The sequence below is a fragment of the Acinetobacter sp. ANC 3781 genome (genome assembly GCF_004331285.1).
Classification (GTDB): Bacteria; Pseudomonadota; Gammaproteobacteria; order Pseudomonadales; family Moraxellaceae; genus Acinetobacter.
Map to the genome: position 1 here is coordinate 51,297 of NZ_SJOH01000009.1, position 16,325 is coordinate 67,621.

The 16,325-nt window shown below is 39.0% G+C and carries 15 protein-coding genes and 1 pseudogene; 11 read left to right on the forward strand and 5 right to left on the reverse strand.

Annotated features, from left to right (window positions below):
• Positions 1–1,293: 1,293 nt before the first annotated feature.
• On the reverse strand, positions 1,294–1,623 hold the full coding sequence (locus E0H89_RS08200; RefSeq protein WP_131216152.1) for a hypothetical protein: 330 nt from the start codon (positions 1,621–1,623) through the stop codon (positions 1,294–1,296).
• A gap of 205 nt (positions 1,624–1,828) precedes the next feature.
• Here E0H89_RS08200 and E0H89_RS08205 point away from each other — a divergent pair, with 205 nt between their 5' ends.
• The 11 genes from E0H89_RS08205 (at position 1,829) to alr (ending at position 12,342) form a co-directional block, all read left to right on the forward strand.
• Positions 1,829–2,599, forward strand: coding sequence for an RDD family protein (locus E0H89_RS08205; protein WP_131216153.1), 771 nt, complete (start codon positions 1,829–1,831; stop codon positions 2,597–2,599).
• 318 nt (positions 2,600–2,917) lie between these two features.
• On the forward strand, positions 2,918–3,991 hold the full coding sequence (cyoA, locus tag E0H89_RS08210; RefSeq protein ID WP_131216154.1) for a ubiquinol oxidase subunit II: 1,074 nt from the start codon (positions 2,918–2,920) through the stop codon (positions 3,989–3,991).
• 3 nt (positions 3,992–3,994) lie between these two features.
• Positions 3,995–5,983 (forward strand): cytochrome o ubiquinol oxidase subunit I, encoded by a 1,989-nt coding sequence (cyoB, locus tag E0H89_RS08215; protein WP_131216155.1) that lies wholly within the window; start codon positions 3,995–3,997, stop codon positions 5,981–5,983.
• 4 nt (positions 5,984–5,987) lie between these two features.
• The gene (gene cyoC, locus E0H89_RS08220) at positions 5,988–6,611 is read left to right on the forward strand and encodes a cytochrome o ubiquinol oxidase subunit III (protein WP_131216156.1); all 624 of its coding nucleotides are present in this window, start codon (positions 5,988–5,990) and stop codon (positions 6,609–6,611) included.
• A complete protein-coding gene (locus E0H89_RS08225) occupies positions 6,608–6,937 on the forward strand; it encodes a cytochrome o ubiquinol oxidase subunit IV (protein WP_171459146.1) in 330 nt (109 codons plus the stop codon). The genes cyoC and E0H89_RS08225 overlap by 4 nt, the downstream gene beginning before the upstream one ends.
• A gap of 10 nt (positions 6,938–6,947) precedes the next feature.
• Positions 6,948–7,826, forward strand: coding sequence for a heme o synthase (cyoE, locus tag E0H89_RS08230; RefSeq protein WP_131216158.1), 879 nt, complete (start codon positions 6,948–6,950; stop codon positions 7,824–7,826).
• A gap of 273 nt (positions 7,827–8,099) precedes the next feature.
• Positions 8,100–8,486, forward strand: a complete 387-nt coding sequence (gene rpsF / locus E0H89_RS08235) for a 30S ribosomal protein S6 (protein WP_053578020.1) — start codon at positions 8,100–8,102, stop codon at positions 8,484–8,486.
• 11 nt (positions 8,487–8,497) lie between these two features.
• A complete protein-coding gene (rpsR, locus tag E0H89_RS08240) occupies positions 8,498–8,725 on the forward strand; it encodes a 30S ribosomal protein S18 (protein WP_004676982.1) in 228 nt (75 codons plus the stop codon).
• A gap of 9 nt (positions 8,726–8,734) precedes the next feature.
• Positions 8,735–9,181, forward strand: a complete 447-nt coding sequence (rplI, locus tag E0H89_RS08245) for a 50S ribosomal protein L9 (RefSeq protein ID WP_131216159.1) — start codon at positions 8,735–8,737, stop codon at positions 9,179–9,181.
• Positions 9,182–9,432: 251 nt separating this feature from the next.
• Positions 9,433–10,878, forward strand: a complete 1,446-nt coding sequence (gene dnaB, locus E0H89_RS08250; RefSeq protein ID WP_131216160.1) for a replicative DNA helicase — start codon at positions 9,433–9,435, stop codon at positions 10,876–10,878.
• Between the two features lie 396 nt (positions 10,879–11,274).
• Positions 11,275–12,342 (forward strand): alanine racemase, encoded by a 1,068-nt coding sequence (gene alr / locus E0H89_RS08255; protein ID WP_131216161.1) that lies wholly within the window; start codon positions 11,275–11,277, stop codon positions 12,340–12,342.
• A 53-nt stretch (positions 12,343–12,395) separates the two neighbouring features.
• On the opposite strand, the gene E0H89_RS08260 is transcribed toward alr, so the two are convergent.
• The 4 genes and pseudogenes from E0H89_RS08260 to E0H89_RS08275 all read right to left on the reverse strand — a co-directional run.
• Positions 12,396–13,136: a proteasome-type protease gene (locus E0H89_RS08260; RefSeq protein ID WP_131216162.1), complete on the reverse strand. Its 741-nt coding sequence runs from the start codon at positions 13,134–13,136 to the stop codon at positions 12,396–12,398.
• Positions 13,137–13,162: 26 nt separating this feature from the next.
• Positions 13,163–13,942, reverse strand: a complete 780-nt coding sequence (locus tag E0H89_RS08265; protein ID WP_131216163.1) for a transglutaminase family protein — start codon at positions 13,940–13,942, stop codon at positions 13,163–13,165.
• On the reverse strand, positions 13,939–14,541 hold the full coding sequence (locus E0H89_RS08270) for an alpha-E domain-containing protein (protein WP_131216164.1): 603 nt from the start codon (positions 14,539–14,541) through the stop codon (positions 13,939–13,941). Before E0H89_RS08270 ends, E0H89_RS08265 begins: the two co-directional genes overlap by 4 nt.
• A 24-nt stretch (positions 14,542–14,565) precedes the next feature.
• Positions 14,566–15,999, reverse strand: a pseudogene (locus E0H89_RS08275) (circularly permuted type 2 ATP-grasp protein); the annotation flags it as partial.
• Between the last annotated feature and the right edge of the window lie 326 nt (positions 16,000–16,325).

Below are 16,325 nucleotides of genomic sequence, written 5' to 3' on the forward strand. Positions count from 1 at the left end.
AGGATTAAGGCCATCAGTTGAGTAACCACACCAAGACCACAACTTTGTCCTTATCTTGATTGCTCATATATGACTCATACTGAATTATTCTGTATAATTTTGGCGTATCTAAAGTAATGACGTTTCATTAAGTAGGGGTACTTCAGGGATGAGGATTTTACATAGTACGGGCTGTAGTCGTCGTTAAATCGAAATGAAAGCAAAGTTATGGGCGAGAAATATGACGTGTAGTAAAAGCTAGGCTTAAATTATGTTCACTTTGAATAATTGATCATTTGCGAATTTTGCCAAGAAGATTTTAAAAACAAGCCAGATCTATCAGAAAACATAAATTTGAACACTATCGATAGTTTTATTGAAGAAGGTGGATTTGGTAAGACCTTTATCGCTGTGTTTAGTCTGCCTAAATCAGTAAAGCAAAGATTAGAAGATGTCTCATGAACGTTAATTTTATTGTTTTTGATCGCCCCCTTGGATTAAAGCGGGTAAGCAAAGCGGGCTTACTGAACTAATGAAAACTAAATGAAGACTGGAGTGAAGATATTCGAAAAGTGTTTGTGGAGTTTTAACGCTTAGGAGGATATTGATTTTTAAATAGGATAAAGCGCGACTTAAAGTTTCAGAAATTTTGAAACCAACCAATCAAAAACTAGTGTTTCACCACATTAGTGGTAGACGTGAAAATATGCATTGGATTAACTTTATTAAATTGGGTTGGGATGAATTCTGATGAGAGTAGTCGAAACTGTAACCGTGCAGGAAAATGACTGGCGTGACTTAATTCATCAAGAAATCTCACAGGCAATTGCATATGTATTTAATCAGCAGATTGATGAGCTACTAAATCTTACTCAAATTTTCAGCCGCATACGCAGATCAATGCGACATCTCTTTAGAAGCTTGAGTAGAAGCATAAGTTAAAAAATATTCAATACAAATACTTACTAAAAACTGTTAAAGAAATGCAGCAATCCCACTGGGTGTGGAATGGTAAATATTATTGTTTATTTAAATGGATTCTTTTCCAATCTAAATAGGCAATTTTTGATTGGCGTATTTCAGTTTTAATTGGCAATCAAAAATAGTTTTTAAGTCATTAGACAAATATAGCAATCAGGTATCCATTTGTTGTTGAAGAATTCTTTCACGATGTAGACATTTTTTAAGAATCTGCACATCCCTCCCTGAATCCCCCCCCCGGGCCACGATTTTGATTCTAGCCACAGTTAAAAAAAACCTGCCAGCAAAAATAAAATGATGTCTTGCTGTTGAGGATGAAATATTCTCTAAACATCACTCACACCATGAAACTGATAAAAATCTATTATTCGCTTTAGCTAAAGCTATATCGCACTTCATGTGTTTTAGAATAGAGTTAATACGACCAATCTCACGATCAGCGCCTCGTTTTTTGCTTGAAACTGTGTCACGATACTCCTCTAAAGCATCTTTTAAGATGCAATGGTCAAAGATTTTATGATTTTCATCTATTAGAGCAACTTCAGTTTCTTTAGCCCATGCTTTCGCATCACGTACAGTATCAAAAAAATTTGACTGCGGTTTTTGTGGTTTTATGCAGATAGTGGCAGTAATGCATGCATTACGTTTCCAGAAGGTTGCCATAAGTATTGTTGTACTTAGTTTGAAAATCCGTTTAAATTTATTATTTATAAATTTAAAATCTTGCCTAAAAATGTGTATTTTAAAGGTGTTTAAAATATGACATAAATGAGACGCAAAAATAATTGCTCCTATTTAAGTCCTTTTTTCATCTATAATTTAAGGGTTTGCTATACAAACCTAATTTACGTTTTGAGATTTAATATTTATGCAAATTTACTTGGCTCGTAATAATCAACAAGCTGGTCCATACACCTTAGAGCAGTTAAATCAAATGCTCGCTAGTCAGCAAGTTCTGCTTACAGATTTGGCTTGGCACCAAGGCATGACCGAATGGAAAGCTTTAGGTGAATTAACCCAAGGTAAACTTGTATATCAACCTGAAGGTTATATTGGGTCTGCACCTTTTCCTGAGCAAACCCCTGTTCAGAATTCCGGCTTCAATAAAATACAGGTCGAAAAAAAAACTGCTCCAAATACTGAGCTTGCTTCTATTAGCACCCGGATCTTAGCAAAAATTATCGACTTATTGCTCTGGTTACCCGCAGCTGCCATTCCCTCTTTTTTTCTGAAACCAGAACAGATTAATCAGCTGTCTGAAATTCAGCAGAAGATGCAATCGGCCGACACCTCAACTCAAGCAGTTCAATTACAACAACAACTATTTACTCTTATTCCTGCAGAAGCTTGGCAAGCAATGGGGATATACATCATTATTATGCTTGGAATCCAGGCGTTTATGCTGGCGAAATCCGGACAAAGCATTGGTAAAAAACTGACCAAAATCAAAATTGTAGATGTAGAAAGTGGTGAGAAAGTAAGCTTAATGCGTGCATTCACTTTACGAAGTTTCATTTTTATTATTTTAAATCTGTTGTTTATGCCTTTTATCACGATCATTGATCATGTCTTTGCCATGAGTGAAAAACGTCAAACCTTGCATGATAAATTAGCCAAAACCAAAGTGGTTAAACAATAATTATGCACTCAAACAGGGATTATTTTATATCCCTGTTCCCCCCCAGAATATTGATATTAAAATAAAATTATTATAGTAAAAGTTTAATTCCGAGTAAAAAAATCAGTTTTTATAACAGTCATTTAAAGCTTCCTTAGATATAGCTTAGTTCAACAATATGAGGCATAATGCCTCACAACGTAGCGGTGTCTCATAATTGGGAAGGATTTTTTATACTTAGAATTTCTAAGTGATAATAAAAATATTTCCAATCATGCGACACTTTAATCGCTATCCCATATTAAATTAGGGAATGGGACTCTTCACCGAGGTTGTAAAATGAGACAAACAATTTTAGCTGTATTGTCTTTATCTGCGATGGCTGCACTCTTGACTGGGTGTGGCGGTGATATGGTACTTCTAAACTCAAAAGGTCCAGTTGCTCAAGGTCAATCTGACTTGATGATGACTGCGATCTATTTAATGCTTTTGGTGGTTATTCCATCAGCAGTTATGGCATTGTGGTTTGGATGGAAATATCGCGCATCGAATAAAGATGCAGACTATAAACCTACATGGGCACACTCAACTGCAATTGAAATTGTAGTATGGGGTATACCTGTCATTATTATTGGTATTTTAGCGTGGTTAACTTGGTGGGGTTCCCACAAGTATGACCCATACCGTCCGGTCGAATCTGATAAAGCACCTTTAACTGTCCAAGTTATTGCTGAACAGTTCAAATGGATCTTCATTTACCCAGAACAAAACATTGCGACTGTTAACGAAATTCGCTTCCCAGAGAAAACTCCGGTTAGTCTTCGTTTAACTTCGAACTTCACAATGAACTCGTTCTTTATCCCTGCATTGTCTGGTCAGATTTATGCAATGGCGGGTATGCAGACTCACTTGAACTTCTTAGCAGATGAAACCAGCCCAGCTGAAGGCTACCGCGGTTTCTCTTCTAACTATTCAGGTTATGGCTTCTCACAAATGCACTTCCGTGCTCATTCTGTAACAGATGCTCAGTTTGCTGAATGGGTTGCTGCTGTTAAAGCAGGCAACGGTACTTCAGTAAATCCTAATGCAGTTCAAAAAACTGTTTTAGACCATACTGAATTTGCAGCTCTACGTGACGGTAACCGTTCTAAGCACCAAATTGAAGCAATGGTTGTGAATGCCCAAACTCCTGAAGAGAAGGCTGCTGCTGAAGCATTGAAGCCTTATCCAACTAAGCCACATCCAGTGACTTATTATTCTTCAGTAGAGCCTAAATTGTTCGAATCAGTGATTAACAAATACATGAGTAACTACCACGGTGCTGACCATTCGGCAACTGCTGGTCATGAAGCTGCTGCTTCTGATGCTCATGCCAATGTTGAACATGCGACAGCTGCTTCTGTAGAGGAATAAGACATGAGCTTATTAGGTAAGTTAGGTCCGGATTCAATTCCACACGATCCAATTGTATTGGTGACTGTTGCGATGATGATCCTAGGTGGCCTTGCAGTCGTTGCAGGTATCACCTACTTTAAAAAATGGAACTACTTGTGGACTGAATGGTTCACCTCTGTAGACCATAAAAAAATTGGTATCATGTATATCTTCGTATCTGTAATCATGTTAGTTCGTGGTTTTGCAGATGCGATCATGATGCGTCTTCAACAGTTCCTCGCTCGAGGTGGTGGTGAAGGTTATTTACACCCTGAACATTATGACCAGATCTTTACTGCCCATGGCGTAATCATGATCTTCTTCGTAGCGATGGGTCTAGTAGTCGGCTTAATGAACATCTCTGTACCTTTACAGATCGGTGCTCGTGACGTTGCCTTCCCATTATTGAACTCTCTAAGCTTCTGGCTATTTGCCGGTGCTGCAGGTCTAATGATGGCTTCTCTTGCGCTGGGTGAATTCGCTGCAACAGGTTGGATGGCTTATCCTCCACTATCAGGCATTGAATATTCTCCGGGCGTAGGTGTTGACTACTATATCTGGGCACTTCAAATTTCAGGCTTGGGTACGCTTTTAACAGGTGTTAACTTCTTTGTTACCATCATTAAAATGCGTGCACCTGGCATGACACTGATGGATATGCCGATCTTTACCTGGACATCTTTATGTACAGCAGTATTGATCATTGCAGCTTTCCCTGTGTTAACTGCAACTATTGCAATGCTTTCACTTGACCGTTACTTCGGTTTCCACTTCTTTACAAATGACTTGGGTGGTAGCCCAATGCTGTATGTAAACTTGATTTGGACTTGGGGTCACCCGGAAGTGTATATCTTGGTACTACCAGCATTTGGTATTTACTCAGAAGTTGTTGCGACTTTCTCGCGCAAAGCATTGTTCGGTTACAAATCAATGGTGTATGCAACTGTAGCAATCACAGTATTGTCTTTCGTTGTATGGGTTCACCACTTCTTTACCATGGGTGCTGGTGCCAACGTTAACGCGTTCTTCGGTATCATGACCATGATTATTGCCATCCCTACTGGTGTGAAAATCTTCTCGTGGTTATTCACTATGTATAAGGGTCGCATTACCTTTACAACCCCAATGCTTTGGACACTTGGCTTCCTTGTGACTTTTGGTATCGGTGGTTTAACAGGTGTATTAATGGCAGTTCCACCAGCGGACTTCCTGGTACATAACTCGTTATTCTTGATTGCTCACTTCCATAACGTAATTATTGGTGGTGTAGTATTTGCAATGTTCGCAGGTATCATTTTCTACTGGCCAAAAATGTTTGGCTGGAAACTCAATGAAACTTGGGGCAAAGCAGCGTTCTGGTTCTGGTTCTTCGGTTTCTACTTTGCATTCATGCCACTTTATATCCTTGGTTTCATGGGTATGACTCGTCGCTTGAATACATATGACAACCCAGAATGGGATCCGTATGTGTCGATTGCATTGTTTGGTGCCGTTCTAGTTGCTATTGGTATTGCATGTTTCTTAATGCAAATCATTGTTGGCTTCTTACAACGCAACAACAATATCGATCACACTGGCGACATCTGGGATGGCCGTACTTTAGAATGGGCAACATCTTCACCAGCTCCGTTCTATAACTTTGCTCATCTTCCTAAGATCAATGGTATTGATACTTTCTGGACTGACAAAGAAAATGGCATCGCATATGCTAAACCAACCCAGTATGAAGACATTCATATGCCAACCAACCGTGCGGCTGGTTTCATTATTGCAATGCTGATTACTGTAATGGGCTTTGCTTTAATCTGGCATATCTGGTGGTTAGTAGCCGTTGGATTCATTGGTGCTATCGTTTCGTTTATTGTAAGTTCATTCACTAAGAAAGTGGATTACTATGTGCCTGCTGCTGAAGTAGAACGCATTGAAAACGAACGTTATGCGATTCTTGAAAAACACTTGAAGAAGGACTAAGACAATGGCTGAAGTACTTCATCACGACAACCATGGACACGATGAGCATCATCATCATCACGATGATACTGACATCACAGTCTTTGGTTTCTGGACTTACTTGATGAGTGACTTGATCCTATTCGGGACACTCTTCATCGCGTTCGCTGTATTAAGCAGTCACATTCCTCTTGGTACTCCAAGTGCTAAAGAGCTTTTTGGTGATTCTTTAGGTTTCGTTTTAACTGAAACTTTCGCCCTCTTGATCTCTTCTGTGACCTTCGGTTTTGCCGTACTTGCTTCATACAAGAAAAATGTTGGCCAAGTTCTAACTTGGTTAGCAATTACTTGGGTATTTGGTGCTGCCTTCATTGGTATGGAACTTTATGAGTTCAATCACCTTGTACACGCAGGCCATGGTCCAACCACAAGTGCGTTCTTATCAGCGTTCTTTACCTTAGTTGGTACGCACGGTATTCACGTAACTTCTGGTTTGGTATGGATGCTTGTGTTGATGTATCAAATCAAGAAAAATGGTTTGACACTTCCAAACACGCGTCGTCTTGCTTGCCTAAGCTTGTTCTGGCACTTCCTTGACATCGTTTGGATCTGTGTATTCAGCGTAGTTTACTTGATGGGAGTTCTATAATGAGTCATGACCATAACTCTGCTGGCGCAGCGCACGGCAATACCAAGCAATATACAATTGGCTTTATCCTTTCAGTTTTGCTTACGATCATTCCTTTCGGTATGGTTATGGCAGGCGGTTTTGGACGTGGCCTTATTATTGCAACGATTGCCATCACAGCTGTTGCTCAGATTCTTGTACAGCTAGTTTACTTCCTGCACATGAACTCTTCTTCAGAGCAGCGCTGGAATGTAATTGCATTCATCTATACAATTCTTACAGTGGCAATTTTATTGGTTGGCTCTGTATGGATTATGAACTACCTTCACTACAACATGATGATCTAAACTGATTGTCATGCTGAAAAAGTATTTATTCCTGACTAAACCAGGAATTCTCTTCGGTAACTTTGTTACCACTTTGGGCGGCTATTTTCTAGCCGCTCAAGGTTCTGTAGATTTCCTTTTATTGCTTATTACCCTCTTGGGTACAACTTTGGTTGTTGCCTCTGGTTGTGTGGTCAATAACGTTATTGACCAAGACATCGACCAAAAAATGCAGCGCACACAAAACCGTGCGATGGTTAAAAAATCGGTTTCTGTTCCTGGAGCCTTGGTGTATTCCTTGGTACTGGGTGTGATTGGTTTTAGCATTTTATGGTTCTGGGTAAATGCGTACGCTTTTTTATTTGCAGTGATTGGTTTTGTGGTCTATGTGGTGTTTTATAGCCTCTGGACAAAACGCACGACAATTCACCAAACAGTTATTGGAAGTATTTCTGGTGCAAGCCCACCAGTGATCGGATATACCGCTGTTAGCAATGAATTTGACTTAGCTGCACTGCTTATTTTTATTGGTTATGCACTTTGGCAAATGCCTCATTCATGGGCAATTGCAGTATATCGTTTTGATGACTACAAAAATGCAGGTATCCCGATTCTCCCTGTAGCACGTTCTGTTTTACGTACTAAAATTGAATCATTGATTTATGTTGTTTTATTTACCATCGCCATGAATGCCTTATTTGTATATGGTTATGCAAACTGGTTATATCTCGTTATTTTAAACGGGCTATGTATTTATTGGTTTTATATTGGTGTACTGGGCTTTAAAGCTGAAAATGATCAATTATGGGCAAAACGCTTTTTCCTATTTTCAGTCATTTTAATTACGATTATTAGTATCTGTTTTAGTTTTACCTCCCAAGCACCACCAACAAAAATCGTGTTTTTCTAGAAAAGATAGAGTTCTACTCTATCTTTTTTTATTCCTTAATTTTTATTACTTTAAAAAACACTTAATCAAGATCCCCTTCCATTTTTATTTATTTAAACCTTCCTGCTGTCAAGCTTGTATACAAATTCAATCATCATAAAAGATTCCCTTGTAATTTATCCCTAAAACCACTAAAATTCACGCTTCGCAATTTTTGCGACACAACTTTGGTTGTGACTCCTTGCTTCTAGCTTTTCAAAAGTTAGGGGCTGCACAAACCGTAAGGAGCTGACAATGCGTCACTACGAAATCGTACTTTTGGTACATCCAGACCAAAGCGATCAAGTTGTGGGTATGGTAGAACGTTACCTAACTCACATCAAAGAAGCTGAAGGTCAAATTCACCGTTTAGAAGATTGGGGCCGTCGTCAATTGGCTTACCCAATTAACAAAATTCATAAAGCTCACTACATTTTAATGAATGTTGAATGTGGTCAAACTACGCTTAATGAATTAGAAGAATTGTTCCGTTATAACGATGCAATCCTTCGTAATGTTATTATTCGTCGTGAAAACGCAATCACTGAAGAATCATTGCTTGCTAAAAGTGCTGAAGAAAAACGTGCGCGTAAAGCACAACGTGAAGAAGCACAACAATCTCAAGACTCTGCTGAAGCATAAGGAGAACATTAATGGCACGTTTTTACCGTCGTCGCAAGTTCTGCCGCTTTACAGCTGAGAAAGTTGCGTACATCGACTACAAAGATATCGATACTTTAAAACAGTACATCACTGAAAACGGCAAGATTGTTCCTAGCCGTATTACAGGTACTAAAGCTCGTTACCAACGTCAATTAGCGCTTGCTATTAAACAAGCTCGTTACTTGGCTTTGATCCCTTACACTGACAATCATAAGTGAGGTTGAGCTGTGGATATTATTTTATTACAACGCATTAAAAACCTTGGTAAATTAGGCGATAAAGTTTCAGTTAAAGCTGGTTACGGCCGCAACTACCTTATCCCTCAAGGTCAAGCAGTAGCAGCGACTGAGTCAAATACTGCTGCTTTTGAAGCTCGTCGTGCAGAACTTGAGAAAGCTGAAGCTGATGTTTTAGCTGCTGCTCAAGCACGTGCTGATCAATTGAACGAAGTTAACATCGTAATCACTGCTAAAGCTGGTGATGAAGGTAAACTATTCGGTTCAATCGGTACTCGTGACATCGCTGACGCGTTGACTAATGCTGGTCTTGAAGTTGACCGTGCAGAAGTTCGTTTACCAAATGGTGCGCTTCGCAACACTGGTGAATTCAACATCGCAATTCAATTGCATCATGATGTTACTGCTGAAGTTCTCGTTACTATCGTATCTGAGTAATTTTCTGCAAGAAAAAGAGCATGCTTTTGTATGCTCTTTTTTTTATCTGTAAAAATAGGCAAAATAGCTTATCCAGATTTACCAAAAATAGTAAACACACATTATTTTTACTATTTTTAGCTCAATGAAATTTTCGATTCGCATTTTTTTTAAGAACAGGTATCATCTGTCTAGACGAAAATCGTTGAAAATTCACTATTCGTCTCAATTTTCAAACTACTTCTTTATCGCATTTAAAATCAGGGTTTTATATGTCACAGGCGAATGCCAATGCTATGCTTAACTCATCTAAAGTAGATAATAAAGGGAATGAGTCAGGCCAGTTAAAAGAGTTTCGCACTCCACCCCATAACTTGGCGATCGAGCAAGCTGTACTCGCAGCACTCATGACCGTGGCTGAGTCTTTCGAACAAGTGGGTGATGTACTCAGTGAAAATGATTTTTATGCGACACGTCATAAGTATATTTTTCGCGCCATTGAAAAATTAACCCAAGAAAACTCACCTTACGACGCAGTCTTAGTCAACGATTGGCTCATCAAACAGAATTTATTGGATGCTGTTGGTGGTGAAGAATATTTAATGCAACTCATGGCAGACTCGCCTTCTAGTTTTTATAACTTAGAAACCTATGCCAATAAAATTAAAGAATTTTCAACTTTACGCAGCATGATTAAAGTCAGCTCTGAAATTTTACAGAATGCTTATGACACCAAAGGTCGTAGTGTCAGTGAAATTTTAGATCTTGCCGAAACCAATATTTTTTCCATTGCTGAACAACATAATAATAATGCCAAAGCTCAAGGTCCAAAACCAATCAACGCTGTAGTTGCCGATGTTTTTGACAAGTTAAATGAATTGTCTCAAATGGAAGGCAGTATTACCGGTTTAACTTCAGGCTTTATGGAGCTGGATAACAAAACCTCGGGTATGCAATCGGGTGACTTGATTATTGTCGCTGCGCGTCCATCTATGGGTAAAACCACCTTTGCCATGAACTTGGTGGAAAGTGTACTATTTAACTGCGATCTACCTGCTCTTGTGTTCTCCATGGAGATGCCGGCAGACTCAATTGCGATGCGTTTAATCTCGGCTTACGGTAAAGTTCACCAAGGCCATTTACGCTCAGGCAAACTGGATGGTGATGAATGGTCTAAAGTGACCGGTACGATTTTACAGCTTCAAGAAAAAAATCTGTATATTGATGATTCATCAGCCCTTCCCCCAACAGAATTACGCGCGCGCGCGCGTCGTATTGCCAAAATGCATGGCGGTAAAATTGGCTGTATCATGGTCGATTACTTGCAGTTAATGAAAGTACCCGGTATGGGCGACAACCGTGTCGGTGAAATTTCGGAAATTTCACGAAGCTTAAAAGCTTTGGCAAAAGAAATGATGTGTCCGGTGATTGCCCTTTCACAGCTTAACCGCTCACTGGAAAACCGACCAAACAAACGTCCAGTAATGTCTGACCTTCGTGAATCCGGTGCGATCGAGCAGGATGCCGATTTAATCATGTTTATTTACCGTGATGAGGTTTATAACAAAGAATCCAAAGAAGCCGGCACTGCCGAAATTATTATTGGTAAACAGCGTAACGGCCCTATTGGTACGGTGCGTCTGGCTTTTGAAGGCCAATACACCCGATTTAGTAACCTTTCACCAGAGTTTTATGCTCAATATAATGATGAAGAATAAGTAATAAAAAACGAGGTAATGACCTCGTTTTTTTAGCTGCTTATTTTTGTCCACCTCTGCACTTCAATTCTTTTAAGTGAAAGCTGATTTTAGCTTCGCATATCTTTCTACAACTTAATCAACTTTGAATATAAAAAGAGATAAAAAAGTATGATTAGCTACTGTTGATATTTTAATAATAGAGTCAAGTCATGCTATCTAAAATTTAATTGGAATATATTTTAAATTAGTGTTTATTTTCAGCCATAGGAATACAATATGGCACTCTATTCTGCTTAAGTTCCTCCCTCCCTTTTGAGTGAGATCACAAGCATATCCACAATATTGATCGTAGCTTATAAGTGATTGTTCTAAAATTGCTGTAATGTTTCATTGTAACCCCAAGGAGTAACCAGGGTGCGCCAAGCAACAGTTTATATTGACAGAGAAGCGCTGCAATATAATTTAAACCGTGTTAAACAACTTGCACCAACTGCTCAAATTGTAAGTATGGTTAAAGCCAACGCTTACGGACATGGAGTCAAAGACTGTTTAGCAGCCTTAAGTGGAACGGATGCCTTTGGTGTCGCCTGCCTCGAAGAAGCACTTGAAATTCGTGAACTCGGCTATCAACAACCAATTACCCTCATCGAGGGTATTTTCTCTGAAGATGAAATGCAGGTTGTGGTTGAAAATAACATTGAATGCGTCGTGCATCAGCAGCAACAACTCGACTGGTTGAGAACATATAAAAATGTTTATATTGGCAAAAACTTAAAAGTTTGGGTCAAACTCAATAGTGGTATGAACCGTCTAGGTTTTAAAGCACCAGAGATTATTGAAGTCATTAATGCTCTTAAAGCGGAAGGTTTTACTTGTATTTTAGCGATGCACTTTGCCAATGCTGATGCAGAAAATCACCCGTTAAATGAACAACAAAAAAATCAATTTCTTCAGGTTAAAGAAGCTTGCGCGCCAGTAATGGCTTCTTGCTGTAACTCAGCAGCCATTTATAAATGGCCTGAACTAAATTTTGATTTTGTGCGTCCCGGGATTATGCTTTATGGTGCATCTCCATTTGCAGATAGATCAGCACAGGATTTAGATCTGAAACCGGTAATGACCTTTACTGCTGAAATCATTGCTTTAAACCATATTCAGGCAGGTGAATCTGTAGGCTATGGCTCAACCTTTAAGGCTGAAAAAGAAATGGATTTAGCCATCGTTTCAATTGGTTATGGTGATGGCTATCCGCGTGCTTTCGTTAAACAAAACTATGTTGCGATAAATGGTCAACACACATGTGTGATTGGTCGTGTTGCCATGGATATGATCGCCATTGATATCACAGGCTTAAACGCAAAAATTGGTACCGAAGTTGAACTATGGGGTAAAAACCGCTTAATCGATGATGTGGCTGAAGCCAATGGTACGATTGGTTATGAACTTTTGTGTCGTCTAAGTGCCCGTCCAATAAGAAAGTAAACTTTTATGCCGTATAAAAAACCCAAGTTTGTACTTGGGTTTTTTAGCTCTGCTTAATCTAGATAATCATCTGTAGGAATAGGCAGTTTCTGTAAGCCACGGCGTAAAGTGTCTGACCACTGTTTACTCAGTTGCCTAAAATATGGATCTTCTTCATAAATGCGTTTGCCATTAGGAACGTGTAATGAATCTTTATGATAAACGATTGTGTCTAACGGCATTCCCACTGAAACATTGGAACGTAAAGTAGAATCAAATGAAATCAAACTACAGCGTACCGCCTCGTCTAAGGGCATTTCATAACTTAAGGCCCGATCTAGTATCGGTTTGCCGTATTTACTTTCCCCAATTTGAAAATAAGGTGTATCTTCTGTCGCGCAAATAAAATTACCTTGCGGATAAATATTATAAAGCTCCATTGCTGAACCTTTAATTTGGCCACCTAACAGCAGACTACAATAATAATTACTCTGTTCGTGAGCATGCGTCTCTTGCGTAACATCTGCAATGACTTTTCTTAATATTTGACCCACCAGCTCCGCCATTTCAAACATAGTATTGACACTATATAAGTTGGGTTCTTGGCCAAGTTCCAAGTGATTATTCAAATGCCCAATAACAGCTTGAGTTGTCGCTAAATTTCCAGAAGTTTGTATGGTGATAAATCGCTCACCCTCCACACCAAAGGTATAGAGTTTACGAAATACAGAGATATGGTCTACGCCCGCATTAGTACGAGTATCGCTAACAAAGACCAAACCCTCTTTTAAACGTAGCGCACAACAATAAGTCATGAGAGCTCCTTATGACTTTTAAAATTTCAGCAAGCGAGCACTTGAACTATAGAGTTCATCGACTCAGTACCACCGCGCTCTCTTATGCCTCTTACTGGTGCAACATCCCAATAATCTCGACCGATTGCCACATAAATATGTGAATTAGGTGTAAATAACTGGTTGCTGATATCAAAACAATACCACGAATTTTCAAAAAATACTTCTGCCCAAGCATGACTTGCGAGGTGAGAAGTATTTGGTACAAATAGATAACCTGAGACATAGCGTGCAGGCACGCCTAAATATTTACACATCGCAATAAACACATGGCTATGGTCTTGACACACGCCCTGTCGATATTGAAAGGCTTCAATAGCAGAGGTTTGCACAGAGGTCTGATCAGGTACATAAGGAATATAATTGAGTATGGCTTCAGATAAAATAATTAAATTTGCTCGATTTAGCTGAGGAACATAATATTTTGCAAAATTTTTCATTTCTGCATTGCATAAGGTGCTAGGCGTAGGCTGTAAAAACAATTTGGGATTAATTGAGCTTTCAATTCCAAATTGGGTATTTGGATCCATCTCTACAATACCTTGCGCCATAATGGTCATCTGGCTATAAGGTTGGCGCTGTGAACTGGTAATCCAGATATTATTAAAAGCATCTGTTTTAACTTGTTTCTCGCCGGGTATGCTCACATTCCAGGCATGCACTTGCTGATGCAAATTCGTGGTCGGAGTCATCTTGATATATTGAATGCTGTTACACGCTAACTCAGTATATTGATAATGGGTTTGGTGATTAATCATCAGCTTCATACATCCACCTCAAATAGATTTTCGATATGGTCACTAAAGTGGTAAAAATTCATACTGTCTGGATTTAACTTAAGCTGCTGCCATGCCCTGTCCACTCCTTTCCAACCAATATGATTTAATAGCTCTACCGTTTTATCAATATCCTTCAAAGTTGTGCTGCGATCCTGCTTAAGCCGAAGTTGTCGATCTAACTGTTCTATATTCTGCCCCAAAGTAAAAAACAGGAAGATCTCTTCAGATTCAGCTTCTAAAATATCCTCACATTCTCCAGCCACATCACAAATATAAGCCGCATTTTCAATCGCATTTTTGATTAGCTGGTTGAGTTCTGCATAAGCTTTTGCAGAAAATATCCCTCGTAAATCTTGTACATTATCTTTGGCATGTTGAAATTGCTGAGCAAAAGATGCAGGTTGTTCTGTTTCGAGCAATAATGAATTTAGTGAGTCTGCATCAAACGCTGGCAAACAAAATGCATGTGCATATTGCAATGCGCCTTGGTTATTATGAAATGGAAATTGACTACACAAATATTGAATACGCGTTAAGTAGCGACCTAACCAAAAAATATGTTGCGCATTACTATTTAATAAAATCATGACTTCTTTCCCATGGTTAGATGTTTAAGAATGAAGATTATCGACGACCCATGTGTCTTTAACTCCACCACCTTGTGAAGAATTCACTACTAAAGATCCTGCCTGCATAGCGACACGTGTCAAACCACCGGGAACAATCTCTGTCCGATAAGGTGAACTGAGAACAAAAGGACGCAAATCGATATGACGTTCAGCTACTCCAAAATCGGTCAGGGTGGGACAAACCGATAAATCCAGAGTTGGCTGCGCAATATACAAGTTCGGCGCAGCAATAATTTTTTCTCTAAAAGATTCAATTTCAACTTTTGATGCTTGGGGACCAATCAACATGCCATATCCACCCGACCCTTGGGCTTCTTTCACCACCAACTGCTCCAAATTAGCGAGTACATAATCTAAGTCTTGTGTTTCACGACACTGGAAAGTCGGGACATTTTTTAAAATTGCTTGTTCACCCAGGTAAAAATGAATCATTTTATCAACATAAGGATAGATCGATTTATCATCCGCCACCCCAGTACCGGGTGCATTTGCAATCATAACATTGTGGCATAAATAGGCTGACATTAAGCCCGCCACCCCTAAACTACTATCAGGCATAAAACATAATGGATCTAAATACGCATCATCCACTCGACGATAAATTACATCAACTTGCTGTCTTCCACGGATAGTTTTCACATAAACCTTATCGTTTTCTACAAAAAGATCACGTGATGTCACTAAAGGCACATCCATTTCCCTGGCCAGAAAAGAATGCTCATAATATGCGCTGTTATAGCGTCCCGGCGTTAATACGACAATAAAGGGCTTATCGACACAGGCATTTTCAGCCAAGATTTCTTTAAGTAATTGCGGGTATTGTTCAATGCCTAGAATGTTGTTTTGCTGGCATAAATCAGGCATCAGTTTCTGACTAAGTTTGCGGCTTTCCAGCATATAAGACACACCTGAGGGCGTCCTTAGGTTATCTTCCAGTACATAAAATTCGCCATGACGGTCACGGACAATATCAATTCCGCTAATTTGACTATAAATTTTACCTTTTAATTCATGCGCATACATGTGTGGCTGATAGGCTTCATGCGTCAGCACTTGCAGTTCAGGCACAATATCGGCTTTTAAAATATCTTGCTGATGGTAAATATCGTGTAAAAACAAATTTAGCGCGCGTACTCGTTGTGCACAGCCCAGCGCGACTTTATTCCAATGCTTTTTCTCAATCACTCGTGGAATGAGATCATACGGAATGGTGCGCTCAATCCCTTCCGACTCACCATAGACTATAAAAGTAATCCCCTCATACAAAAAGTGATCTTTCGCTGCCTGATTTAATGCCTTTAATTCATCAATCGTATGTTGTGATAACCACTGTTCAATCTTGTTGCGCGTTTCTTCTGATATGGTTTGGTCATCTACTAATTCATTAAAAAAATGTGATTTAAACTGTTGAAATAACCCATTAATTTTAGAGTGGTTGTTAACTTTTATTGCAATTGGCATAGGGGTATCTGTGCCTAAAGTATTGGGGAAATGTTCAATCGTAGAAACTGGAGGTATTCGATCATTTTCTTTAAACATATTACCCTCATAATTGTTATCTATTCTTAAATAGTGCGAAGCAAAATATATGCCAATAAAAAATCCTTTTATCGTCTTTTCTATTTACCCACTAAAATTATCTACAATCAATGGCATTTTTAGACTTAACATGTTTCAAATTATTGATAGAGAGAGATAGAAAAATTTGAGAAAAATATTCAGTTTTTTTATTGTTTTCCTGA